Origin of the sequence: Actinopolymorpha pittospori (genome assembly GCF_014873875.1) — a bacterium.
Lineage (GTDB): Bacteria > Actinomycetota > Actinomycetes > Propionibacteriales > Actinopolymorphaceae > Actinopolymorpha > Actinopolymorpha pittospori.
Window position 1 is genome coordinate 8,283,911 of the sequence record NZ_JADBEM010000001.1, and the last position, 23,262, is coordinate 8,307,172.

At 69.9% G+C, this 23,262-nt stretch carries 22 protein-coding genes and 1 pseudogene; 6 read left to right on the forward strand and 17 right to left on the reverse strand.

Annotated features, from left to right (window positions below; translation table 11 throughout):
- Positions 1 to 48: 48 nt before the first annotated feature.
- Both HEB94_RS38475 and HEB94_RS38480 read left to right on the forward strand, forming a co-directional pair.
- A complete protein-coding gene (locus HEB94_RS38475) occupies positions 49 to 1,263 on the forward strand; it encodes a Gfo/Idh/MocA family protein (RefSeq protein WP_192754394.1) in 1,215 nt (404 codons plus the stop codon).
- Positions 1,263 to 3,326, forward strand: a complete 2,064-nt coding sequence (locus HEB94_RS38480) for a hypothetical protein (protein WP_202896773.1) — start codon at positions 1,263 to 1,265, stop codon at positions 3,324 to 3,326. The genes HEB94_RS38475 and HEB94_RS38480 overlap by 1 nt, the downstream gene beginning before the upstream one ends.
- Positions 3,327 to 3,335: 9 nt before the next feature.
- On the opposite strand, the gene miaB is transcribed toward HEB94_RS38480, so the two are convergent.
- Positions 3,336 to 4,823: a tRNA (N6-isopentenyl adenosine(37)-C2)-methylthiotransferase MiaB gene (gene miaB / locus HEB94_RS38485; RefSeq protein ID WP_192754396.1), complete on the reverse strand. Its 1,488-nt coding sequence runs from the start codon at positions 4,821 to 4,823 to the stop codon at positions 3,336 to 3,338.
- A gap of 285 nt (positions 4,824 to 5,108) precedes the next feature.
- Here miaB and HEB94_RS38490 point away from each other — a divergent pair, with 285 nt between their 5' ends.
- From HEB94_RS38490 to HEB94_RS38505, 4 genes are all read left to right on the forward strand, one after another.
- The gene (locus tag HEB94_RS38490; RefSeq protein WP_202896774.1) at positions 5,109 to 5,891 is read left to right on the forward strand and encodes an amino acid ABC transporter ATP-binding protein; all 783 of its coding nucleotides are present in this window, start codon (positions 5,109 to 5,111) and stop codon (positions 5,889 to 5,891) included.
- A gap of 131 nt (positions 5,892 to 6,022) precedes the next feature.
- Entirely contained in the window at positions 6,023 to 6,904 is an 882-nt protein-coding gene (locus tag HEB94_RS38495; RefSeq protein WP_192754397.1) for a glutamate ABC transporter substrate-binding protein, read from the forward strand.
- Positions 6,905 to 7,010: 106 nt separating this feature from the next.
- Positions 7,011 to 7,658, forward strand: a complete 648-nt coding sequence (locus tag HEB94_RS38500; RefSeq protein WP_192754398.1) for an ABC transporter permease subunit — start codon at positions 7,011 to 7,013, stop codon at positions 7,656 to 7,658.
- On the forward strand, positions 7,655 to 8,506 hold the full coding sequence (locus HEB94_RS38505) for an amino acid ABC transporter permease (protein ID WP_192754399.1): 852 nt from the start codon (positions 7,655 to 7,657) through the stop codon (positions 8,504 to 8,506). The genes HEB94_RS38500 and HEB94_RS38505 overlap by 4 nt, the downstream gene beginning before the upstream one ends.
- 141 nt (positions 8,507 to 8,647) lie before the next feature.
- Here HEB94_RS38505 and rny read toward each other — a convergent pair whose 3' ends face one another.
- The 16 genes and pseudogenes from rny to HEB94_RS38585 form a co-directional block, all read right to left on the reverse strand.
- On the reverse strand, positions 8,648 to 10,258 hold the full coding sequence (gene rny / locus HEB94_RS38515; protein ID WP_192754400.1) for a ribonuclease Y: 1,611 nt from the start codon (positions 10,256 to 10,258) through the stop codon (positions 8,648 to 8,650).
- Positions 10,259 to 10,668: 410 nt separating this feature from the next.
- Positions 10,669 to 11,373 (reverse strand): methyltransferase domain-containing protein, encoded by a 705-nt coding sequence (locus HEB94_RS38520; protein ID WP_202896775.1) that lies wholly within the window; start codon positions 11,371 to 11,373, stop codon positions 10,669 to 10,671.
- Between the two features lie 49 nt (positions 11,374 to 11,422).
- Entirely contained in the window at positions 11,423 to 12,622 is a 1,200-nt protein-coding gene (locus HEB94_RS38525) for a GNAT family N-acetyltransferase (protein ID WP_192754401.1), read from the reverse strand.
- A gap of 78 nt (positions 12,623 to 12,700) precedes the next feature.
- On the reverse strand, positions 12,701 to 13,351 hold the full coding sequence (locus HEB94_RS38530) for a RecX family transcriptional regulator (protein ID WP_192754402.1): 651 nt from the start codon (positions 13,349 to 13,351) through the stop codon (positions 12,701 to 12,703).
- 20 nt (positions 13,352 to 13,371) lie between these two features.
- Positions 13,372 to 14,421, reverse strand: a complete 1,050-nt coding sequence (recA, locus tag HEB94_RS38535; RefSeq protein ID WP_202896776.1) for a recombinase RecA — start codon at positions 14,419 to 14,421, stop codon at positions 13,372 to 13,374.
- 290 nt (positions 14,422 to 14,711) lie between these two features.
- Positions 14,712 to 14,906, reverse strand: coding sequence for a DUF3046 domain-containing protein (locus tag HEB94_RS38540; RefSeq protein ID WP_192754403.1), 195 nt, complete (start codon positions 14,904 to 14,906; stop codon positions 14,712 to 14,714).
- Between the two features lie 121 nt (positions 14,907 to 15,027).
- The gene (locus HEB94_RS38545; protein ID WP_192754404.1) at positions 15,028 to 15,573 is read right to left on the reverse strand and encodes a GNAT family N-acetyltransferase; all 546 of its coding nucleotides are present in this window, start codon (positions 15,571 to 15,573) and stop codon (positions 15,028 to 15,030) included.
- A 64-nt stretch (positions 15,574 to 15,637) separates the two neighbouring features.
- The gene (locus tag HEB94_RS38550; RefSeq protein ID WP_192754405.1) at positions 15,638 to 16,375 is read right to left on the reverse strand and encodes an ABC transporter permease; all 738 of its coding nucleotides are present in this window, start codon (positions 16,373 to 16,375) and stop codon (positions 15,638 to 15,640) included.
- An 83-nt stretch (positions 16,376 to 16,458) separates the two neighbouring features.
- Positions 16,459 to 17,085, reverse strand: coding sequence for an ABC transporter ATP-binding protein (locus tag HEB94_RS52985; protein ID WP_337918581.1), 627 nt, complete (start codon positions 17,083 to 17,085; stop codon positions 16,459 to 16,461).
- Positions 16,966 to 17,399: pseudogene (locus HEB94_RS54950) on the reverse strand (ATP-binding cassette domain-containing protein); the annotation flags it as partial. The pseudogene HEB94_RS54950 and the gene HEB94_RS52985, both read right to left, overlap by 120 nt.
- Positions 17,396 to 17,725, reverse strand: a complete 330-nt coding sequence (locus HEB94_RS38560) for a transcriptional regulator (RefSeq protein WP_337918218.1) — start codon at positions 17,723 to 17,725, stop codon at positions 17,396 to 17,398. The gene HEB94_RS38560 and the pseudogene HEB94_RS54950, both read right to left, overlap by 4 nt.
- Before the next feature lie 59 nt (positions 17,726 to 17,784).
- Positions 17,785 to 18,465, reverse strand: a complete 681-nt coding sequence (locus HEB94_RS38565) for a transporter (RefSeq protein WP_192754407.1) — start codon at positions 18,463 to 18,465, stop codon at positions 17,785 to 17,787.
- 101 nt (positions 18,466 to 18,566) lie between these two features.
- Positions 18,567 to 19,364, reverse strand: a complete 798-nt coding sequence (locus HEB94_RS38570) for an ABC transporter permease (RefSeq protein ID WP_337918220.1) — start codon at positions 19,362 to 19,364, stop codon at positions 18,567 to 18,569.
- A 22-nt stretch (positions 19,365 to 19,386) separates the two neighbouring features.
- Positions 19,387 to 20,169 carry an ABC transporter permease gene (locus HEB94_RS38575; RefSeq protein ID WP_337918221.1) on the reverse strand — a complete coding sequence of 261 codons (783 nt, stop codon included), beginning with the start codon at positions 20,167 to 20,169 and terminating at the stop codon, positions 19,387 to 19,389.
- Positions 20,166 to 21,086: an ATP-binding cassette domain-containing protein gene (locus HEB94_RS38580; RefSeq protein ID WP_192754408.1), complete on the reverse strand. Its 921-nt coding sequence runs from the start codon at positions 21,084 to 21,086 to the stop codon at positions 20,166 to 20,168. Before HEB94_RS38580 ends, HEB94_RS38575 begins: the two co-directional genes overlap by 4 nt.
- 18 nt (positions 21,087 to 21,104) lie before the next feature.
- Positions 21,105 to 23,129, reverse strand: coding sequence for a glycosyltransferase family A protein (locus tag HEB94_RS38585; RefSeq protein WP_192754409.1), 2,025 nt, complete (start codon positions 23,127 to 23,129; stop codon positions 21,105 to 21,107).
- Positions 23,130 to 23,262: the final 133 nt, after the last annotated feature.

Below are 23,262 nucleotides of genomic sequence, written 5' to 3' on the forward strand. Positions count from 1 at the left end.
AAGCGCTTCCCGACAGGGATGATGGTTCGAGCCGATCGAGGAGGAACCATGACCCCGTTACCCCGAGTTGGCCTGGTGGGCGTCAACGGCTACGGCCGCACCCACCTGCGCAACGCCGCCCGCCTCCACGACGAGGGGCGCCTCCGACTCCTCGCCTACGCCGACGTCGCGCCCACCGCGGCCGCGGCGGTCGCGGAACACTGCGCCGAGCCGCCGCGTGCCTATCCCGGGCTCGGGGCGATGCTCGACGCGGAGGCCCTCGACGTGGCGGTTCTCGGCACCCCGATCCCCCTGCACGCGGAGATGATCGAGCAGGCGTTCGGCCACGGCGTGTCGGTCCTGGTGGAGAAGCCACCGGTGGTGACCGTCCAGGACGTCGACCGGCTCCTTGGCCGGCAGGAGAACGGTGGCCCCGCCTGCCAGGTCGGTTTCCAGTCCGCCCGGGCACCCGTCATGCGCACCCTCGCCCGGCTCGCCCGCAGCGGAGCGCTCGGCACGGTGGAGCACGTCGGACTGGTCGGGAAGTGGCTGCGGGCCGACTCCTACTACGCGCGTACCGGCTGGGCCGGGCGTCTCACCCACGAGGGTCGCTACGTTCTCGACGGCACCCTCACCAACCCGCTCGCCCACGGCCTGATGAACACCCTGATCCTCGCGGGGGACGACGACGACCACCCCGCGACACCCGCCACTGTGCAGGCGGAGCTCTACCGCTGCCGCGACACCATCGAGGGCGACGACACCGCGAGCGTGCGGATCACCACCACCAACGGCCGCACCATCCTGCTCGCCGTCACGTTGTGCGCACGGACGCAGGTGGAGCCGTACGTCTTCGTCAAGGGCACGTTGGCGACCGCGAAGGCCTTCTACACGGCTGGCGCACTCGAGTTCGAGCCGTCCACACACGGCGACGCCGTCGCCGCCGGGACCGAGAAAGCACCCGATCTGCTCGCGAATCTTGTGAATGTCGTCGGGGGTACGCGCGAACAGCTCCTGTGCCCGCTTAGAATGTGCCGCGGATTTGTCCTCGCTCTGAACGGCATGTACGAGTCCGCAGGCAGACCCAGACCCGTCTCGCCACATTTCACCTCTGTCCATGTCGAGAATGGCGAGCGTTGGGTCCACTTGGTGGGCGTCGACGACCTCGTTGAGCGCTGCGCCCATCAGGGGCAGCTCTTCTCCGAGGCCGGCGCCGGCTGGGCGTCGCCCACGCGGGCTTTCTCCCTCGCGAACTACCGAAATTTTGATCTTTCCTCATGCTGATGGACCGTTACCGAATCGTCGCTCGTCACACCGTCCGGCAGACCTCGGCTGATCCACTGGAGCCGCTGTCGGTCGGCAACGGCGAGTTCGCGTTCACCGCCGATGTGACCGGGCTGCAGACCTTCCCCACCTTCCACGCCGAGGGGATGCGGCTCGGCACCCAGGCGCAGTGGGCGTGGCACGCCGCGCCCAACCCGGAGGGCTTCGTCCTCGAGGACTCCTTCGAGGACTACGAGACCGCCGGTGGACGCACGGTTCCCTACGCCACGACCGGTCCCGACTTCGGCGACCCCAGCGCCGACCATCGCGGCAAGCGTGCCCGCCAGTGGCTGCGGGAGAACCCGCACCGGGTCGACCTCGGCCGGATCGGCTTCGTCCGTCCCGACGGAAGCCCGCTGCAGCTTCGTGACCTCGGCGCGGTGAGCCAGCGGCTCGACCTGTGGCGCGGCCGGATCGAGAGCCGGTTCGAGCTCGACGGCACGCTGGTCGAGGTGACCACGACCTGCGACCCCGAGCTCGACCTGCTTGCCGTCCGCATCGAGTCGCCCCTGCTGGCCAAGGGCGAGCTCGCCATCGGGACGAGGTTCCCCTACGCCGTCGGCAACTGGAGCGATCCGAGCGACTGGGCCGCTCCCACCCGCCACCGCAGTGACATCACCGTGCGCGGAAACCGGGCCGACATCGAGCGGGTGCTCGACGACGACGTGCACCACGTCGTCCTCGCCTGGTCCAACGGGGCCAAGCTGAAGCAGGTCGGTCCGCACGAGTTCGTCCTGCACTCCGACGGCATCGGCGTCGTCGAGTTGACCGCGACCTTCTCCCCCACCCCCGTGGCCGCCACGCCGCCGACGGTCGCCGAGACGCTCGCCACGGCCGAGATCCACTGGGCGGAGTTCTGGTCCACGGGCGGCATGGTCGACCTTTCCGGGTGCACCGACCCGCGCGCGGAGGAGCTCGAACGCCGGATCGTCCTCTCGCAGTACCTCACGGCCATCCACTGCGCGGGCTCGACACCGCCGCAGGAGACGGGCCTCGTCACCAACAGCTGGCGCGGGAAGTTCCACCTGGAGATGCACTGGTGGCACGCCGCCCACTTCGCGCTGTGGAACCACACGCCGCTCCTCGAACGCAGTCTCGCGTGGTACGAACGCACCCTGCCCGTCGCGCAGGAGAACGCCCGGGTACAGGGCTACTCCGGCGCCCGCTGGCCCAAGCAGGTCGGGCCGCAGGGCCGCGAGAGTCCGAGCGACGTGGGCGCCATCCTCATCTGGCAGCAGCCACACCCCATCTACTTCGCCGAGCTCGTCTGGCGGCGCCAGCCCTCCCGGCGGACCCTGGAACGCTTCGCGCGGGTGGTCTTCGAGTCCGCCGCGTTCATGGCCGCCTACGCCACCTGGGACCCCCGGCACGAACGCTTCGACCTCGGGCCACCGCTGGTGTCCGCGCAGGAGAAGGCGTACCCGTCCCGAGCCGAGGCCCGCAATCCGTCCTTCGAGCTCGCCTACTGGGCGTGGGGTCTCGAGACCGCACAGGCCTGGCGCGAACGGCTCGGCCTGGCCAGGATCCCCGCCTGGGACGCCGTGGCGAAACAGCTCGCCCCGCTGCCGATGCGCAACGGTCTGTACGTCGAGCTCGAGCACCCGGTCACCGAACGCGAAGGGCACCCGACCATGGTCGGCGCGCTGGGCTTCGTGCCCGACGTCGGTCAGGTCCAGCCCGAGCGCATGCGCGCGACGCTGCGGGACGTGCTGTCGCGGTGGGAGTGGTCCGACACCTGGGGCTGGGACTATCCCCTGCTCGCGATGACCGCCTGCCGGGTCGGCGAACCCCGCCTCGCCGTCGACGCGCTGCTCATGGACGCGCCGAAGAACCACTATCTCGGCAACGGCCACAACTTCCAGCGTCCCGGCACGCTGCCGCTGTATCTGCCGGGTAACGGCGGCCTGCTCTACGCGGTCGCCATGATGGCGGCGGGTTGGGACGGCGCGCCCGATGGTCCGACCCCGGGCTTCCCGAGCACCGGTTGGCAGGTGCGGGCGGAGAACATCTCCCCCGCGCCCTGACCCGGCGGCTCAGCGGCGAAGGGTGGGCATGCCGAGCAGGACGCCCTTCGGCGGCTCGGGCGCGCCGGCCTGGCGGGAGGCCCACAGGTCACCGGCGCGGGTCCGGCGGACGTCGAGGAGCGGGCCGTCGGCGACCAGGTGGTGGGGCGCCGCGTAGGTGACCTCGACACGTACGAGGTCGCCCGGGCGGACCTCACGCAGTCCGACCCGGCCGCCTTCCGCGCCGGAGAAGTGCACCAGCCGATTGTCCCTGGCCCGGCCGCTCATGCGTTCGGTCGCGGCGTCCTTGCGTCCCTCACCCTCGGCCACCAGGAGTTCGACCTCGCGGCCGACGAGCGCGCGGTTCTCGGCCCACGCGGTCTCCTCCACCACCGCGACCAGGCGCTCGTAGCGGTCCTGGACCACGTCCTTGGGCACCTGGTCGTCCATGTCGGCGGCCGGCGTGCCGGGGCGCTTGGAGTACTGGAACGTGAACGCGCTCGCGAACCTCGACTCGCGCACGACGTGCAGCGTTTCCTCGAAGTCCTCCTCGGTCTCACCGGGGAAGCCGACGATGATGTCGGTGGTGATCGCCGCGTCGGGCATGGCCTCGCGAACCTTCGCCACGATGTCGAGGTAACGAGCCTGCCGGTAGGAACGTCGCATCGCCCGCAGCACGCGGTCGGAGCCCGACTGGAGAGGCATGTGCAACTGGTGCATGACGTTGGGCGTCTCGGCCATCGCGGCGATCACGTCGTCGGTGAAGTCGCGTGGGTGTGGCGAGGTGAAACGCACCCGCTCCAGGCCCTCGACGGAGCCGCACGACCGCAGCAGCTTGCCGAAGGCGTACCGGTCGCCGAACTCCACGCCGTAGGCGTTGACGTTCTGGCCGAGCAGGGTCACCTCGAGGACGCCCTCACCCACCAGCGCCTCGACCTCCGCGAGGATGTCGCCCGGACGCCGGTCCTTCTCCCGTCCGCGCAGCGCCGGGACGATGCAGAACGTGCAGGTGTTGTTGCATCCGACGCTCACCGCGACCCAGGCGGCGTAGGGGGACTCCCGGCGCGACGGCAGGGTCGAGGGGAAGGTCTCGAGGTAGTCCTTGATCTCCACCTGGGCCTCACCGAGGACCCGGGACCGCTCGAGCAGCGCCGGCAGCGAGCCGATGTTGTGGGTGCCGAACACGACGTCGACCCAGGGAGCCCGACGGACGATCTCACCCTTGTCTTTCTGGGCGAGGCAGCCGCCGACCGCTATCTGCATGCCGGCGTGCTTGGCCTTGGTCGGCGCGAGATGGCCGAGGTTGCCGTAGAGCTTGTTGTCGGCGTTCTCCCGCACCGCGCAGGTGTTGAGGACGACGACGTCGGCGGTGGCGTCGGCGGATGCGCGAACGTAGCCCGCGTCCTCCAGCAGCCCGGAGAGCCGCTCGGAGTCGTGGACGTTCATCTGGCACCCGAAGGTCCGCAGCTCGTACGTGCGAGGGCGGACCGGCGTCGGGGATTCGGTACCGTGCGTCATGACGGGGCAAGCCTACGGTGCCGCTCGTCCAGCGTCATGAGGCAGGCGGCTCCTGTATCGCCGCTCGGGACGACGTGGGCGTCCGGGCAGATGGAGTGGGCGGACGGAGTGGACGGAGCCGGCCGCGGGGTCGGCGGCGGGAGGCGTCCGGAGCATCACTTTCCGACCTCGACAACACACGAAGCGTCACCGGATCATCTGCGGCATGATCGGCATGTTCCAGTCGGGCTACAGACCACCGGGCGGTCTCGCGCACGGGCCAGAAGAAAGGTACCTTCCCCTGTCATGACAGACACGAGCGAGCGACCGCCCGCGACCGGCGCGGCCTCCGCACGCCCGCTGGTCACCCTGACCGACGTCAACAAGCATTTCGGTGACCTGCACGTCCTGCAAGACATCAACCTCACGGTCGGTGCCGGCGAGGTGGTCGTGATCATCGGGCCATCCGGGTCGGGCAAGTCCACGCTCTGTCGGACGATCAACCGGCTGGAGCCCATCGACTCCGGCGAGATCCGGCTCGACGGCCAGCCTCTGCCGGCCGAGGGCAAGGCGCTCGCCCAGCTACGCGCCGACGTGGGGATGGTCTTCCAGTCGTTCAACCTCTTCCAGCACAAGACGGTCCTGGAAAACGTCACGCTCGGGCCGGTCAAGGTCCGCAAGCAGTCCAAGGCTGACGCCGCGCAGAAGGCGGCGGCCCTCCTCGAGCGGGTCGGCGTCGCCAACCAGGCGGAGAAGTACCCCGCCCAACTCTCCGGCGGGCAGCAGCAGCGGGTGGCGATCGCGCGGGCGCTCGCGATGGAGCCCAAGGTCATCCTCTTCGACGAGCCCACCTCGGCACTCGACCCCGAGATGATCAAAGAAGTCCTCGACGTCATGGTCGACCTCGCCCGGGGCGGGATGACGATGGTCGTGGTCACCCACGAGATGGGGTTCGCGCGCAGTGCCGCCGACCGGGTGGCCTTCATGGCCGATGGTCGGATCGTGGAGGAACGCACGCCCGAGGAGTTCTTCACCAACCCCGAGTCGGCCCGCGCGAAGGACTTCCTCTCCAAGATCCTCCAGCACTGAGCCGGTGACACCGAGTCGATGGGCACCGGACCAACGAGGCGCGCAGCGACCGCCCCACGCGCCGGATCGCAGGCCGGGCAGGCCGATGGGCGGAACGAACGGCTTCGTGAGCAACCAACGAAAGGGACGTCATGCTGAAGGGCAGTTTGCGCTTGCTGGGAGCGGGGATCGTCGCCGCGCTCGCTCTCAGTGCATGTGGCAGCAGCGGGGGTAGCGAGATCGACGTCAAGGTCGCCGAGAACCCGCAGTTCGCCGCCGGTACGTCGATGGCCAAGTTCAACGAGGCCCAGAAGATCAAGATCGGCATCAAGTTCGACCAGCCCGGCATCGGCTACAAGAAGCCCGGAACGGACACCCCGACCGGCTTCGACGTTGCGATGGGCGAGATCATCGCCGCTGGCATGGGCATCAAGCCGGAGAACATCGAGTGGGTCGAGACGGTCTCCAAGAACCGCGAGGCCTTCCTCCAGAAGGGCACCGTCGACCTCATCCTCGCGTCGTACTCCATCACCGACGAGCGGCGCCAGGTCGTGGGTCAGGCCGGCCCCTACTACGTCACCGGCCAGGGCCTGCTCGTCCGCAAGGACGACACCTCCATCAAGTCCGGTAACGACCTCAAGGGCAAGAAGGTCTGCTCGGTCACCGGGTCGACCTCGCTCAAGCAGGTCGAGGAGCTCTACGGCGCGAAGCCGGCGCCGTTCGGCTCCTACTCCGAGTGCGTGACCCAGCTGAAGAACAAGTCCGTCGACGCCGTGACGACCGACGAGGCGATCCTGTTCGGCTACGCCGCAGAGGACCCCGACACGCTGACGACCGTCGGTAAGCCTTTCAGCGAGGAGCGCTACGGCATCGGCTTCAAGCACGGTGACACGGCCATGTGCAACTACCTGACCGACACCATCAACGCATCCGTCAAGGACGGCATGTGGAAGAAGGCCTTCGACGCCACCCTGGGCAAGTCCAACCTGCCCGCCCCGGCCGCACCGAAGACCGACGCCTGCAGCGCCGCCTGACCACAGGCCTGCCCGATGCGCGTTCGACCGGACGCGCATCGGGCAGCCGTCTGTCACCCGCCCGCCACCTGATCCATCGGGCCTGAGCAAGGGAGACCAGCCCGACGTGAACGTCCTGATCGACAATCTGCCGAAGGTCATCGACGGCTTCTGGCTCACCCTCCAGCTGCTCGTGGTCTCGGGGGTCGTCGCGCTGGTGCTCGGTACGGTCCTCGCCGCGATGCGGGTCTCCCCGGTGCCGGTGCTGCGGGGAGCGGGGACGGCCTATGTCACCGTCTTCCGCAACACGCCGCTGCTGATCGTCTTCCTCATCATCGTCACCGGTCTGCCGACTGTCGGGCTCCAGTACAGCTTCTTCGTGCGGGCGGCCATCTCCCTCTCCCTCTACACCTCGGCGTTCGTCTGCGAGGCGATCCGCTCCGGCGTCAACGCCATCCAGGCGGGCCAGGCCGAGGCGGCCCGGGCGATCGGCATGACCTTCGGTCAGAGCTTGCGGCTCATCGTGTTGCCGCAGGCGTTCCGGGCCGTCGTCCCACCCCTCGCGAGCATCCTCATCGCTCTCGCGAAGAACACCGCCATCGCCGAGGTGTTCGGCGTCACCGAGGCGAGCTACCAGCTCGACTCCCTGGTGCGTGACTTCCCGACCGCCCTGTGGTGGCTCTTCGGCGGCATCGCGCTCGGCTACATGATCATCGTGTTCGCCCTCGCCGGCGGTGCCTCCCTGCTCGAACGACGTTGGACGGTGGCCCGATGAGTTCAGTTCTCTTCGACGTTCCCGGCCCGGCCACCCGCCGGCGGCATCTGATCGGCGGCATCGTCGGGTCCGTGGTCCTCCTCGCCCTGCTCGGCGTGATGCTGTGGAAGCTCTGGCAGGCCGACCAGATCACCCCGAAGGCGTTCGAGCCGTTCGCCGATCCCGACATCATCCGCGGACTGTTCCAAGCGATCGGGACCACCCTGGTGGCGGCCGCGGTGGCCATCCTGCTGGCGCTGGTCTTCGGCGCGGTCTTCGCGGCCGGCCGGCTCTCCGACCACGCGATCCTGCGGTGGCCCTCCATCGCGGTCATCGAGTTCTTCCGCGCGATCCCGCTGGTGCTGCTGATCCTCGCGGTCTTCCTCGGCTTCGGCGACATCACCGGGCGCTTCTGGTCGCTGGTGCTCGCGTTGATGCTCTACAACGGCTCCGTCCTCGCCGAGGTCTTCCGGGCCGGCATCAGGTCGGTCCCTCGCGGGCAGTCCGAGGCCGCCTACGCGCTCGGCCTGCGCAAGACCAACGTGATGCTGCTGATCCTCGTCCCCCAGGCCATCACCACGATGCTGCCCGCGATCATCAGCCAGTGTGTGGTCGCGCTGAAGGACACCGCGCTCGGCTACATCATCAGCTCCCAGGAGTTGGCGTCGTTCACCAAGCAGGTCATCTCCGGCTACAACAACCCGCTCGCGGCCGGTGCGGTCGCGGCAGCCGTCTACATCGCTATCAACTACACGCTGTCCCGTATCGCGCAGTGGCTGGAGGCACGCCAGCGCCGTCGTGGTCGCGCGGTCGTCCCGTTGGCCAACACCCCCGCCGGCGACAGCACCCCGGGTGGCGGACCGGCCTGACCGGGTGGCCCGGCCCTGGTCGAGGCTGGCCTGGTCGAGGCTGGCCTGGTTGAGCCTGGCCTGGTTGAGCCTGGCCTGGTTGAGCCTGGCCTGGTCGAGGCTGGCCTAGTCTGGCCGGACACCCATGGTCGGGCCCGATGCTCAGATGGCGACCTCGGTGGCCCGCGACTCCCGGATCACGGTGATGCGGATCTGGCCCGGGTAGCTCAGCTCCTCCTCGACCTGCTTCGCGATATCCCGGGCGAGCACCTGCGCCTGGATGTCGTCGACGACGTTCGGCAGCACCATGATCCGGACCTCCCGGCCGGCGCGCATGGCGAACACCTTCTCGACACCCTCGTGCTGACGCGCGATCTCCTCGAGGCGTTCGAGCCGCTTGACGTACGCCGCCACCGACTCCCGGCGGGCACCCGGGCGCCCGCCAGAGATCGCGTCGGCGGCCTGGGTCAGCACCGCCTCGACCGTCCTCGGCTCCACCTCGCCGTGGTGGGCCTCGATCGCGTGCACCACGTCGGCGGTCTCGCCGTGGGCCCGCGCGACCTCCGCACCCACCCGGGCGTGGCTCCCCTCCGCCTGGTGGCTGAGTGCCTTCCCGACGTCGTGGAGCAGCGCGCACCTCTTCACGAGCTGGGGGTCGAGGCCGATCTCCGCGGCCAGCAGGGCGGCGATGGATGCCGACTCGACCAGGTGGCCCAAGACGTTCTGGCCGTAGGACGTCCGGTACCGCAGCGAACCGAGCAGCCGCACCAGCTCCGGGTGCAGGTCGGTCACCCCGGTCTCGACCAGGGCGTCCTCGCCGGCCCGCAGGCACGAGCTCTGGACCTCACGGCGGCTGCGGTCGTAGAGCTCCTCGATCCGGTGCGGGTGGATGCGACCGTCCAGGACGAGTTGCTCCAGGGTGATCCGGGCGACCTCACGGCGTACCGGGTCGAAGCAGGACAGCAGCACCGACTCCGGTGTCTCGTCCACGATGAGGTTGACCCCCGTGACCTGCTCGAACGCCCGGATGTTGCGGCCCTCCCGGCCGATGATCCGACCCTTCATGTCATCGCTTGGAAGATGCAGCGAGGTGACGACGGACTCCGTGGTCTGTTCGGTCGCGAGCCGCTGCACGGCCGAGGTGATGATCACGCGGGCCCGCTGCTCGCTCTCCTCCCGCGCGCGGCGTTCGACGTCACGCACCAGGATCGCCGCGCGCCGCTTGGCGTCCCGCTCGATCATCCCGACCAGCTCCACCCTGGCCTGCGCCGCGGTCAGGTTCGCGGCGTGCTCGAGGACGGAACGGCGTTCGGTCTCGACCTTGGCCAGCTCGGCTCGGCGACCGGCGAGCGCGGCGTCCTCGGCGGTCAGCTGCCTGGAGCGGGCCTCGAGCTCGCGTTCCGCCCCGTCGAGCCTGGCTTCGCGCTCGACCAACCGGCGTTCCCGACGGTCGAGGTCGAGCGCTCGCTCGCGGGCCTCGTCTCGCTGCGCCTGGATCGCGAGTTCGGCCTCCTCACGGCTCGCCTGTACCTGCGCCGTGGTGCGTGCGGCCGTCTCCTCCGCGTGGTGGGTGATCCGGGCGGCCTCGAGCTTGGCCTGGGCGAGGATCGTGTCGCCATGCCGGTTGGCCTCGTCCCGAGCGGCCTGAGCGGCGACGGTGGACTGCTGACGAATGGTGTCGTGCCAGCGGCGTACGGGACGGGCGAGCGCGCCCAGAAATCCCAGGATCGCTATGCCGATGACCAGAAGTACGACCTCGATGACCCACGACATCAGGGCACTCCCTTCCCGGACCGCCAGGCGGACCGCAGGTCCCACGGGGAGACCGCATGGTCCTGAAGGGATCGCTCCGGCCCGGAGTGTCCGGGTCAGGGCACTCGAAACGCGGTCCGGGTTGCCCTGTTGTCAGTGCTGCTCGGTGTCGCTACGTGCCGGGTCCTCGGGCTCGATGCGGGGATCCTGTCGGGTCGTCCGGGTGCGGACGCGTCGTTCGCGGTGGGAAGAGATGCGCGTGCGGGCGAGGGTCGGTCGTGCGCATGAACGAGGGGTAGACGCGGAGTGATCCCTTGTTTTCCTGGAGGCTAGGCCGCGGGTGAGAGTGGGTCAAGAAATCGTTGCGGTGAGAGTCTGCCGAGGACGACCGATCGACGTCGGCGGTCCCGCGGCGTGGTGGGAGCGAGGCGTCACGGCCCCTCGGCCGCGACGATGAGGAAGTTCGGCAGCTTCACGTACGCCTCGATGCCCTCCGGGCCGGTCGCCGCGACCTCGGGAGCAAGGCCGGGTTCGGCGACCTCCCGGAGCCGGCATCCCAGCCCGGCGAGTTCGTTGAGGTAGGCCGAGACGGGGCGGTGGAAGTCTGCGCCGGAGGGGCCGGTGATGGCGTAGTCGGCGAGGTACTCCCCCACCTGGTAGGTCCCGTGTGCGCGCCAGGTGGGCCAGAGTCGCTCGAAACACGGGTGGTTGAGTGTGAAGACGAAGAGCCCTCCGGGCGCGAGGGCGTCCACGCACGCGCGCATCGCCGGCTTCCAGTCGGGAATCGCGGGCAGCACCATGCTCGCGACCACCACCTCGAACGGTCCGCCGAGATCGGCCAGCGCGGGCAGGTCGCACAGGTCCGCACGGACGTAGCGGATTCCCTGTCGAAGCTCGGCCTCCCGCTCGACGGAGTAGTCGTACAGGGAGCGCCCGGGCTCCACGCCGACCACGCGCGCACCACGATCGGCGAGCATCCGACTGAGGTAGCCGTTTCCACAGCCGGCGTCGAGGACGCGCCGGCCGCGAAGGTCACCCAGCATCGACAACAGGACCGGGTTGACGAGGTGCCGCTTGGCGAAGTCACCGTCGACGTCCATCGCCGCCAACTGGTCGTGGGGGGCATCTCGCCCCACTGCTGGATGGCCGCCGCGTTGGTCCATTCCTGCGCGGACGACTCCGCCATCAGAAGAAGTCCCGGGACCACGGGGTGCGGCTGGAGAACGTACGGTCCAACCCGAGCAGGTCCTGCTCACCGGCGCCCGGAAGCAGACCGAGCCGCGCGAGCCGACGCGGCGCCGCCCATCCGGTGTAGAGCGAGGCCAACCGGCCGATTCCCAGGCGTACGTCACCGCGGCCGCCGGGCTCGAGGAGACCCTGGCCGTCCTTCACTCGCAGCACGTGGGGTCCGGCGTTCCACGGCGCCACCGAGTCTTCGATGTCGAGGTGGACCTCGACGTCGACCTCCGCGGCGTAACTGCGGGCGGCGACCGCGCCGGCGGCGTCCACGAGCCGCGTCATCCAGCTCCAGCCCTGACCGGCGGGACGGAGATCGCGCTCACCGAGCAGCGTCGTCAGGGCCGCATGGGGTGGTACGACGAGCGTCACCTCGCGGGCCACCGGGTAATGCGCGGCGACCAGTCGGAGGAGGGCGAGCTCGGAGTCGAGGTCGGCGGCCACCAACTGGTTGATCGAGAGGGTGTAGAAACCCTGGTCACCCTTCGGCGCGTCCGAGCGGGTGAGGATGAGCAGACCGGTGACGGCGCCGTCGGTCTCGGCGACGTATCCCTCCTGGATGCCCGCGTAGCCGAGCAGTCGTCGGGCGGCGAACACCGAGCCGTGGAAGACGTTGCCCGGCTCGTCCCTGGACACGTCCTCGTGCAGCCGGCTGACCGCGAGCAGGTCACCTTCGGCGGTGGGGCGGATATCGATCTGTCGGCTCGGCTTCGGGAGCGCGGTCAGCGCGCGAAGGTCGAGGCTCTGCTCGGGGTAGCTCCCGGCCGTCTCCCAGCCGTGGCGTCGGTAGAGCGTGTGGTTCATCGGATAGAGCGTGGACAGCACCTCGCCGCGCTCCCGCATGGCGGCCACCACCTGGTGCAGGAGAGCGGTGGCGACGCCCTTTCCGCGGAAGTCGGGAGCGACCGCGACACCGCCGATGCCGCCCATCGGGACCTGGCGGCCACCGAACCACTGTCCGAGCTCCCAGACCGCCAGCCGGCCGACGATCCGTTCGCCTTCCACGGCGACCAGACGCCGGTCGAGCGGGGTCGCGCTGCGGTCGCTCTTCTCGTCGTAGTCGGCCGGTCGGGCCGCGAAGCCCTGCTGGCCGACGTGGTGCATAGCTTCGCGGTCTTCGTCGCGTGCGGTCCTTACTTCGAGAGCCATGGATCGCACGCTAGCGCCGCCTCCTGTCGCCACGCGAACCGGTTTCGCCTCCGCGCCTCGGCGGCCGCGGATCGGGCATCAGCGGTCCTCCGGCTCCACGCCCGTCTCCATCGACTCGAGCGCCCCCGCGAACTCCTCGACCGCCGCGCGCTGATCTTCGTCGCTCTCCTCGTCGAGCGCCTCTCGGACCGCCCGGACCGACAGGCCCGGCGGGTAACCCTTGCGAGCCAGCATCGCCGCGAGCCGCCGCACGCGGGTGCGTCCATCGAGGTTGCGCGTCGCCGCGAGCTTGCGGGCAACGAGCGCGCGAGCCGTCGCGAGCTCCGTCTCGGGCGAGAGCTGATCGACGGCGTCTCCGACCTCCTGGTCTCCGACACCACGGCGGCGAAGCTCGTGCGCGAGCGCCCGTCGGGCGAGACCGCGGCCGGCGTGACGCGACTCGACCCACGACCGAGCGAAGGCGGCGTCGTCAATCAGCCCGACGTCGGTGAACCGTCCGAGAACGCCCTCGATCACATCCTCGGGTACGTCGCGCCGTCGCAGCGCCTGCTCAAGTTCGGAACGGGATCGTGGTTGGCCGGTGAGCTGCCGCAGGACGATGGTGCGGGCGAGCTGCTCGGGGTCGCCCCCCGAGGTGTCGCCCGCATCCCCCGCGGACTTCGATCGTGCTTCGCTGGAGAGCGTTCCCTTTGACGGCGCTCCCCGCGACCGCGTCGGTTTCGAACTCACGTCTTCGTCCGCTCCTCGGCCTAGAAGTCTTCTTCGACCTCCTCTTCGGCCCCCTCTTCGGCGGGGGCATCCACCCGCGGGCCGATCCCGACCTTCTCCTTGATCTTCTTCTCCAGCTCCTCGGCGAGGTCGGGGTTGTCCTTGAGGAACTTGCGGGCGTTTTCCTTGCCCTGACCGAGTTGGTCGCCCTCGTAGGTGTACCAAGCGCCCGCCTTACGGACCAGGCCGTGCTCGACGCCGAGGTCGATCAGGCTGCCCTCGCGGCTCACGCCCTCGCCGAAGAGCATGTCGAACTCCGCCTGCCGGAACGGCGGTGCCAGCTTGTTCTTCACGACCTTGACCCGGACCCGGCTGCCCACCGCGTCCTGGCCGTCCTTCAACGTCTCGATCCGGCGCACGTCGAGGCGGACGGAGGCGTAGAACTTCAGCGCCTTGCCGCCGGTCGTCGTCTCCGGCGAGCCGAACATCACTCCGACCTTCTCGCGAAGCTGGTTGATGAAGATGGCGGTGGTCTTCGAGGAGCTGATCACACCGGTCAGCTTGCGGAGCGCCTGGCTCATCAGCCGGGCCTGGAGACCGACGTGGCTGTCGCCCATCTCGCCTTCGATCTCGGCCCGCGGCACCAGCGCGGCCACCGAGTCGATCACGACGACGTCGAGCGCGCCGGAGCGGATCAGCATGTCGGCGATCTCCAACGCCTGCTCGCCGTTGTCGGGCTGCGACACGAGCAGTGCGTCGGTGTCGACCCCGAGGTTCTTGGCGTATTCGGGATCGAGCGCGTGCTCGGCGTCGATGAAGCCCGCGACGCCACCCGCCTTCTGCGCGTTGGCGACCGCGTGCAGCGCGAGGGTGGACTTGCCGGAACTCTCCGGGCCGTAGATCTCCACCACTCGCCCACGCGGCATCCCGCCGATGCCAAGGGCCACGTCGAGTGCGATCGCTCCGGTCGGGATCACCTCGATCGGTGCCCGACCCTCCTGGCCAAGGCGCATCACGGCGCCCTTGCCGAACTGGCGCTCGATCTGCGCAATCGCGGTGTCGAGCGACTTTTCGCGGTCTTGAGGTGCCATGCCCGCCATCCCGGTCAGATCGGGGGCCCGCCGCGAGCCCCGAGACTTCTTCTGTGTGGTCTTCTCAGTAATCACACCCGTGACGTTAGAGGTGACTACCGACACTCATGGATGGGGGCCGGCGAACCTGTGGACGTCACAGCCGATGGACGCAATGTGGACAAAAGCCCGCCGCCGCCTGCACGGCGTTCTCCCTACACACTCTACGACCCTAGGGCGAACACGTGTTCGAAGGGCCGCGACACGCCGAACTCGCGGCGTCGGCCCGATGGCTGTGAGGGGGGCCCGGCTCAACGCTCGGACGGGGGCAGCTCCAACGCCTGCCAGACCGCACGCCAGACGGCCTTCGCCTCGACGCCGGCGTCGAGCGCCTGCTGCGGAGTGCGGTTCCCGAGCTCGGCCAGGACCTGGTCCCGAGCCCACGATCGCGCATAGGTGGAGCCCAGATGGTGTTCCATCCGATGCCAGAATTCCGTCAGCCGCACCCGCCCAGTATCGTCCATGACGCCGCGACGGCCACCTCGGTGTGCCGACTCGTGTGTGCGCGGGGCTCCCGATGACGCCCCGCGAGCGGTGGCGGACGGCGGACGGCGAGTTGCCCTGGCCTCAGACCTCGACGACCGTTCCGGTCCCGCCCGGTGGCCGCGGATCGGTGGCCAGCCGGGCGTGCAACTCGACGTCGTAGCGCACATCGCCGTAGCGGAGCTTGGACCGTTCGAGTCCTTCGAACCGGAACCCGGCCGCGGCGGCGACCCGGCAGGAGACCTGGTTGTCACCGCGGTGGCCGAGCTCGAGCCGGAACAGGCCGAGCCGGCCGAAGGCCCACTCCGCCATCGTCGCCGCCGCCATCGTGGCGACGCCCTGCCCGCGGGCGCGGGCGGTCGTCCAGTAGGAGACCCAGCCGGTGTCGTGCCGGCGTTCGATGGCCGCGACCGCGACGTTGCCGACGACCTCGCCCCCGCGTTCGACGGCGAAGGCGAATCCGCTGCCCTCCTCCGCGGCACGATCCCACCCGGTCATCCACTGCCGCGCGTCGTCCTCGGTGTGGACGGGCCGTCCGGCCTGGCTCGCCATGCCCACGCCGGCGAACGCCGTGACCAGTGCGGCCGCGTCCTCGTCGAGCCAGGGCCGGAGCGTCAAGGTCTCACCCATCGCGGGGGACCTTACTCTCATGATCAACTTCTCCCGAGCAGCGGGCGACGCGCCATCGAAGCGGTCAGCGGAACCTGCGTCCCTCGTCCCTGCGGTAGGCCCAGGCGGCGAAGGCCCCGAACACCACCACCCAGACGACCAGCATCACCATCGAGGTGGTCTGTGGCCGGAACCCACCGATCGCCGCCCACACCAGCTCGACAGCTCCACGGGTGGGAAGGAAGGGCGCGATCACCTCGACGAAGCCCGGCAGGACGTTGGGGCCGGTCAGCAGCCCGCCGCCGAAGGCCAGCGGGAAGAAGATGATGTTGGTCACGGCCAGCGCGGCCTTCATCGGCATGGCGTAGCCGATGCCGAGACCCAGCAGGGTGAACGGCACCGCCCCCACGAGCAGCGCGCCGAGGCCGAGCAGGATCTGGCCGGGCGTCGCGGTCGCCTCGGTGAGGAAGGTCGCGACGAGCAGGACGGGGATGACGGCCGCGACGATGAACCCGAAACTCGTCGCGACCCGGCCGAAGAAGCGCGGCAGGGCGCCCGCGGGAAGCGTCCGAATGTAGGGGTCCCAGGGCTGTCCGCGGTCTTCCGCCACTCCCGCGCCGTACTGGAAGAGACAGGTGATCATCACCGCGAACGCCATCATCGAGCCGGTGGCATAGGTCGCCGCGACCGGATCCTCACCCGTGAAGGGGACGACGAAGAAGAGCATCGAGGCGGTGGGAAAGAACACGGTGCCGACCACGGCGATGGGTACGCGGATGGTCTCGAGGAACTGGTACTTCGCGTGCACCAGCAGCAGGTTCATCTGGTCCTCCGGGAAAGCGGCGTACCGACCGAGGGTCGGTACGCCGGACGACGCAGCGGGCTAGCCCGCGAGAGGGTGGGTGGTTACGCGGGGGTCGGTTGGGCGAGTTCGTCGGGCCGCTGACCCTTCGCGTGGTCGCCGGTCGTCAGCGTGAGGAAGGCGTCCTCGAGCGAGGTCGGGCGAACCTCCAACTGCGTGAACGGCGTGTCGCTGCGTACGAGGTCGCGCACCAACTGGTCGGCGTCGACGGTGAGCAGGTGCACCCGGTCGCCTTCCCGCTCGACGCTCCGCACGCCCGGCAGGTCGGGAAGCACCGGTGTCGTCAGCGACACGCGCCGCAGCCCGACCACGCCCCGGATCTCGTCGACGCCGCCGTCAGCGATGATCCGGCCGCGCCCGACCACGACGACCCGGGTGGCGAGCGCCTCCACCTCCTCGAGGTAGCGGCTCGTGAGGAGGACCGTGCCCCCGGTTTCGTGGAAGGCGCGGATGCCGTCCCACAGGGACCTTCGCGCGTCGACGTCGAGCCCGGTCGTGGGCTCGTCGAGGAAGACCAGGCGGGGTCGGCCCACGAATGCCAGCGCGACCGCGAGCCGGCGCTTCTGGCCGCCGGAGAGCCCCCCGTCTGCCGGCGCTCCAGCCCCGACAGCCCGAACCGCTCCAGCAACTCCCCCACACCGACCGGGTTCGGGTAGTGCGCGCCGACGAATCCGACGACCTCCCGCACCCGCAACGTGGGTGGCAGCCCCGTCTCCTGCGGTGTCATGCCGATGCTGCGTCGGGTGGCGGGTTCGCGCGGGTCGGCGCCGAACACCTCGACTCGTCCGGAGTTGGCTCGCCGGACGCCGACGAAGAGGTTGATCAGAGTGCTCTTGCCGGCGCCGTTCGGGCCGAGCAGCCCGAGCAGTTGTCCGGCCCGGATGTCGAGGCTCACCTGGTCGAGGGCGACCACGGGGCCGTAGCGGCGGGTGACGTCGAACGCCTGTGCCACCGGCTCCGGTCCAGCACCGGGCGTTGCGGTCATCGTTGCTCCTCGGTTGTCTCGGCGCTGTCCAGCAGCAGCCGGATCGCGGCGGTGTAGTCGTCGAAGGCCACCCGACCCCGGCGGGTCAGAGCGACGTAGGTGGCCGGCGTACGGCCGCGGTGGGTCTTGCTGATGCGGACGTAGCCGGCGTCCTCGAGTTTGCGCAGATGGACCGAGAGGTTCCCGGCGGTCATGCGCAGGACGTGTTGCAGGGACGGGAAGGTGATCTGGTCGCCCTCGCGTACGGCCGACAGGGCGGCGACCACGCGGAGTCGGGCCTGGGCGTGGATGACGGGATCGAGTTCGGGTAGGGCGTCGGGGTCCACGGCGGAGGCCCCGGACCGCCGTGGCCCTGACGAGGCCGAGGGCGATGACGGCGGGTCGGTCATGCGCACCGCCCCCGTGTCCGGGCGCTCAGGACGACGCTGGTGACGAGGAGCCCTCCGCCACCGGCGAGAGACAGCAGGAGCGCGTGCCACCCCGGTCCGGCGACGATCCCGGCGACGTTGACCGCACTGACCCACAGACCGAGGGCGAACAACGCCCGGTCCCGCCAGACCGCACCGCCGGCCGCGTAGAGGATGCCGACGAAGCCGGTCGAGGTGGCCGACCACAGCAGGAACTGCTCGCGCTCGGGGAGGTAGTGCGAGAGCCTGCTCCCGATCACGCCGAGCATGAGGAACGCCAGCATCCAGGCGAAGCCGTACATCATGCCGGCCTGGCTGGACTCCCCGACGGTGTGGCCGTACATCCGGATGCTCGCGACGATCGTGGTCACGATCCCGGCCACGAGGAGAACGCCCAGGACCAGCGGGGCGACCAGGACGGGCATCGACACGATTGGGTCGCCGTTCGGCCCCTGCGAGAGGAAGTTGACACCGAAACCGACCAGCCAGACGAGTCCCCAGGTGACGAAGAAGACCCGGGGGTCGCCGCCGATGAGCCGGCCCGTCTTGGCCTGCTCCCGCGCGATCAGGGCGGAGACCTCGGAGAAGTGTGGTGGGGCCTCGTCGGCCAGTGCCTGCCCCGGTGGATCCTGCTCGCCGGAACGCCGTTCGGTTGGCATGCCAAGTAGTTTAAGCCGCAAACCAGTTGGCGACGCAAGGGAGCGGCGACCGAAGATCGGCTGGTCGCCGCGGGCACGCGGTGGGCGACGGACCAGCGAAGTCAGCGCAGGAGTACGCGGTCGATCCGACGGGCGGCGATCCACAGCCCGAGTCCGCCCATGGCCGCGAGGTAGGCGACGCTGATCAGCAGCGGCCAGGACACCGTCCCGAGCGTCAGGCCGCGCACCAGCGCCACGCCGTGGTACAGCGGGGTCAGCCGGACCAGCACCTGCGCGAAGTCCGGGTACGCCGTGATCGGGAAGAACGTCGCGGACAGCAGGAACATCGGCAGCACCACCAGACTGACGAACTCGAAGTCCTGCCAGCTACGCATGTAGGTCGTCCCCGCCATGCCGGCGGCGGCGAACGCGAAGGCCACCAGTACGGCCGCCGGGAGTGCGAGCAGCGCCCACCAGGAGGCGACCAGGCCCAGCGTCGTCATGGCCACCACGAAGGCCGCGGCGTACATCGTGCCGCGCACCAACGCCCAGGCGACCTCGCCGACCGCGACGTCGAAGGGCCGCATCGGCGTCGCGAGCACCGCGTCGTACAGCTTGGCGTACTTCAGCTTGAAGAACAGGTTGTACGTCGTGTCGATGATCGCGCCGTTCATCGCGCTCGCCGCGAGCATGGCGGGGGCGATGAACGCCGCGTAGTCCACCAGTCGTCCACCCACCTCGAAGGGCCGGACCAGGTGGGCGATGCCGACGCCGATCGAGAACAGGTAGAACAGCGGCTCGAAGAACCCGGACACGAGCACCAGCCAGTCGTGGCGGTAGACCATCAGGTTGCGCTCGACCAGCAGCCGGGCGCCTCCGTGCATCGGGAGCGGCACGACCCGGGCCAGCAGTGTCGCCACGCGCCTCTCCCCTCGATGCCGCTCAGGTGAGCAGTCGGCGGCGGAACGCCCCGCCCGCCCACCACACCCCGAACGCGATCCACAGGACGAGGTACCCCACGTGTGCCGCGACCCACCCCCACGAGGGCACGCCCTGGGCGAACGTCCGGGCGAGCTCGACGCCGTGCCACAGCGGAGTGGCGTAGGCCACCGGCCGCGCCGCCTCGGGCAGTTCGGTGACGGGGAAGAACGCGCCCGAGAAGAGGAACATCGGCAGGATGGCGAACCGGAAGTACAGCGCGAAGACGGTGTCCCGGTCCGAGCTCACCGCGAGCGCGAACGTCGGTGCCGCGACGGCCAGCCCGGTGAGCAGGCCGGCCACCACCGCGAGGACACCCCATGGCGACACGACCGCGCCGAACACCGTGAGCACGACCAGGTAGACGAGGCAGGTCGTGGTGACCCGGAACGCCACGAACAGCAGGTGACCGGCGAGGACGTCACGTACGCCGAGCGGTGTCGCCAGCATCGCGAAGTAGACCTTGAACCACTTCCAGCCACCCATGACCGGGTAGGACGACTCGAACGCCGCCGTCTGGAGCGCGGTCGCCGCCAGCAGGCCCGGACCGATGTACTCGAGGTAGGTCAGGCCGCCGAGGGCACGCGTCCCGCCGCCCGCGTCGACGAAGGCACCGAGACCGATGCCCAGCGCTGCGAGGTAGAGGAACGGCACGAGGAAGCTCGACACGACGCTCCCCCGCCAGGTCCGACGGTAGGACGCCATCCAGTAGGCGAAGGCGCGTCGCGCGGTCTCCACGGAAATCACTCGACGAGCGTGTGACCGGTGAGCTGGAGGAAGACGTCCTCGAGCGTGCTCCGCCGGACGAGGACCACCGCCGGGGCGAGCCCGCGTCGATGGACCTCCTTCGCGGCGGCGTCACCGTCGTCGGTGTAGAGGAGTACCCGCTCGGGCCGCACCTCCACGCGGGTACCGAGGTCCGCGAACGCCTCGACCGGCGGTGCCGCGTCCGCCGCGAACCGCAACTCGACCACCTCCCGGGTGGAGTGGCCGCGGACCAGCTCCCGAGGAGACCCGGCGGCGACGATCCGACCGCCGTCCATGACCACCAGCCGGTCACACAGCTGCTCGGCCTCGTCCATGTAGTGGGTGGTGAGCACGAGGGTCACGCCCTGCTGCTTGAGCCGGAACAGCCGGTCCCACACGAGGTGCCTCGCCTGCGGGTCGAGTCCGGTGGTGGGTTCGTCCAGCAGCAGGATGTCCGGTTCGTTGACCAGCGCACGGGCGAGGGTGAGTCGGCGCTTCATGCCGCCGGAGAGGTCCGCGACCTTCGCCCTGGCCTTCTCGGTGAGCTGGGTGAACTCCAACAGCTCACCGGCGCGTTCGACGCAGCGGCGTCGCGGCAGGCCGAAGTACCGCCCGTAGATGACGAGGTTCTCCCGGGTGGTCAGCTCCTCGTCGAGCCAGTTCTCCTGCGGACAGACGCCGAGCCGGGCGCGGATGCGTGGGCCGTCGGTCGCCGGATCGAGCCCGAGCACCCGAAGGCGGCCAGAGCTGACCGGCGACACGCACCCGATCATCCGCATCGTCGAACTCTTGCCCGCGCCGTTCGGGCCCAGGAAGCCGAACGCCTCACCGCGCACGACGTCGACGTCGATGCCCGCGACCGCGACGAAGGTTCCGAACCGCTTGGTCAGCCCGCGCGCCTCGATCAGCGCGTTCACCGGGTCGCCGCGCCCGGGTCAGCCCCGGGTCCAGCGGGCCAGCCGTCGGGCCAGCTTGCGCGCCCTCCTCGCCTTGGCGTCGGGCAGGGCCTCGATCACCTTGAACGCCTGCTTGTGCAGCCAGGGGTCGGCGGTGATGCGGGCCAGCACCCGCCGCGGGATCGCGCGGTAGCTGATGCTCTGGATCGCGACGATGCGGCCGTCGCGGACCACTGCGGTTCCGATCGGGATGGCCGGCTGCCGCCCGGAGGGGTCCGTGCGCAGGGCGAGCGGGTGCCGGCCGGAGGGTAGCGAGGTGGCGTCGTCGAACGCCAGCACCGCCGACCGGGCCGGCTCGATCCGAGCGGACATCGTGCGTGCCGATCCGGCCCGGCCGACCACCACCTCGACGTCACGGGCCGCGGCACCCGGCTCGGCCTGCACCGGGATGGTGAGCTGCAGCCGCGGACCGCCCGCGTGCAGCGGGCCGACACCCCGTGCGGCGAGCGCACCGGCCAGGGCCTGGTGCCGCTCGTCCACCTCCAACATGAGCTGGCCGATGGGCATGGTCCGGTGGGGTACGACGATGCGGGCCGGGTTGCCGACCACGGCCGGGACCACCACGTCGTCCCACGCCGGGGAGCCGTCGAGGGTGACGCGAACCGGCCGGCCGAGCCCGAGGGTCTGCACCGACAGCCACACCTCGTAGCGTCCGGCCGCGACGGGCGAACCGCCGGCCAGGTCGTTCGGGTCGAGGGAGGCCGTGCCGGAGACGACCACCTGGTAGCGCGGCGCCGGCGCGGGGTCGAGGGCGACCAACGAGCCCTTCAGCTCGCCCGGCGCGAACCACCAGGTGTTGGTGTCGAGGTGGTGGACCCGGATCTCCGCCTGGGTGTGGTCACAGGGGTCTCCGACGTCCCACCCGCTGCTCAGGGTCGGTAGCCCGGCCGCGAGACGGTCGTCGAGCCAGTACCTCCCCTCCCGCTTGCTGACGACGACCGGGGATCCGTCGGGGTGTACCAAACCGGCGCGGACGCCGAGCCGGAGGACCCCCTCCTCCCAGCGGAGGGACTCGACCTCCGCGAATCCGCGCACCTTCTCGCACCGGCGGGCGAGCTCCATCAGCCCGTCCAGTCGGTCGCGTTCGAGAAGGGTGGCGCGGAGCCGCATCAACGGCGAGAGCCCGGCGATCACCTCACCGGACCAGAACCGTTCCAGGGCGAGTTCGCGGACCACCTTGTAGCCCTCGTTGCGGTAGCCGTCGGAGTAGCGCAGCAGCCGGGGCTCGCGCAGCCGGGTCATCATCTCCACCCGGAAGAAGCGCCGGAGCAGGGTGTTGCGCAGCTCGCCTGGCTCGGTGCCCTCCTCGACGGCGTCGAGCACCTCCCGCAGGTTGTCGTAGTAACCCCGCATCGACGCTGCCTTGCCGCTGTTGTTGCCACCGTCGTCTCGGCGCTGCCAGTAGTAGCAGACGTAGTCGCCGAGGATGGAGACCGTCTTCGCTCGGACGTAGGCACGGGCCATGAAGAGCTGGTCCTCGAGGCGGCGCTTCCCCTCGGGGAACCTGATGTCGTGGTCCAGCAGGAAGGCGCGGCGGAACATCTTGTGCGGGCTCACGCTCTCGATCAGCGGAGCGTCGGCCACCGTGCAGCGTTCCACCGTGCGGGCGAAGACGCTGCTCGGACCGGCCATCGAGCCACCGACCTTGCCGAGCACGATGTCGGATCCGTTGCGGACCGCCATCGCGTGGAGGCGTTCCAGTGCTTCGGGTGCGAGTTCGTCGTCCTGGTCGACGAACTGCACGTACTCGCCGCGGGCGAGGTCGACACCGACGTTGCGTGGTTTACCGGGCCAGCCGGAGTTCTCCTGGTGATGGACGCGTACGTGCGGGTGGCGTTGTGCGAGCTCGTCCAGCATCCGCGGCGCGTCGTCGGTGGAGCCGTCGTCGACGAAGACGAGTTCGCACTCTCCCGGCGGCATGCTCTGTCGGAGCAGGGAGTCGACGCAGGGCTGCAGGTAACGGCCAGGGTTGTACACGGGTACGACAACGCTGACCTTGACCATGGGAACCCCCGCAGCTGTCTGCCCAACAAAACGGCGCACGTGACGAAGGAGGTTCCCCTCATCCACTTCACCAAACCGTCGGGCGGCGCGGCGGGTTGCACGGGAGCAGAACAGACGGTGAACACTCCGCTGC

Coding starts and splice junctions, on each gene's coding strand:
- HEB94_RS38475 (WP_192754394.1), top strand. CDS start 49: ATGACCCCGTTACCCCGAGTTGGCCTGGTGGGCGTCAACGGCTACGGC.
- HEB94_RS38480 (WP_202896773.1), top strand. CDS start 1,263: ATGGACCGTTACCGAATCGTCGCTCGTCACACCGTCCGGCAGACCTCG.
- miaB (WP_192754396.1), bottom strand. CDS start 4,823: ATGACGCACGGTACCGAATCCCCGACGCCGGTCCGCCCTCGCACGTAC.
- HEB94_RS38490 (WP_202896774.1), top strand. CDS start 5,109: ATGACAGACACGAGCGAGCGACCGCCCGCGACCGGCGCGGCCTCCGCA.
- HEB94_RS38495 (WP_192754397.1), top strand. CDS start 6,023: ATGCTGAAGGGCAGTTTGCGCTTGCTGGGAGCGGGGATCGTCGCCGCG.
- HEB94_RS38505 (WP_192754399.1), top strand. CDS start 7,655: ATGAGTTCAGTTCTCTTCGACGTTCCCGGCCCGGCCACCCGCCGGCGG.
- rny (WP_192754400.1), bottom strand. CDS start 10,258: ATGTCGTGGGTCATCGAGGTCGTACTTCTGGTCATCGGCATAGCGATC.
- HEB94_RS38525 (WP_192754401.1), bottom strand. CDS start 12,622: ATGGCTCTCGAAGTAAGGACCGCACGCGACGAAGACCGCGAAGCTATG.
- recA (WP_202896776.1), bottom strand. CDS start 14,421: ATGGCACCTCAAGACCGCGAAAAGTCGCTCGACACCGCGATTGCGCAG.
- HEB94_RS38545 (WP_192754404.1), bottom strand. CDS start 15,573: ATGGGTGAGACCTTGACGCTCCGGCCCTGGCTCGACGAGGACGCGGCC.
- HEB94_RS38550 (WP_192754405.1), bottom strand. CDS start 16,375: ATGAACCTGCTGCTGGTGCACGCGAAGTACCAGTTCCTCGAGACCATC.
- HEB94_RS38565 (WP_192754407.1), bottom strand. CDS start 18,465: ATGCCAACCGAACGGCGTTCCGGCGAGCAGGATCCACCGGGGCAGGCA.
- HEB94_RS38585 (WP_192754409.1), bottom strand. CDS start 23,129: ATGGTCAAGGTCAGCGTTGTCGTACCCGTGTACAACCCTGGCCGTTAC.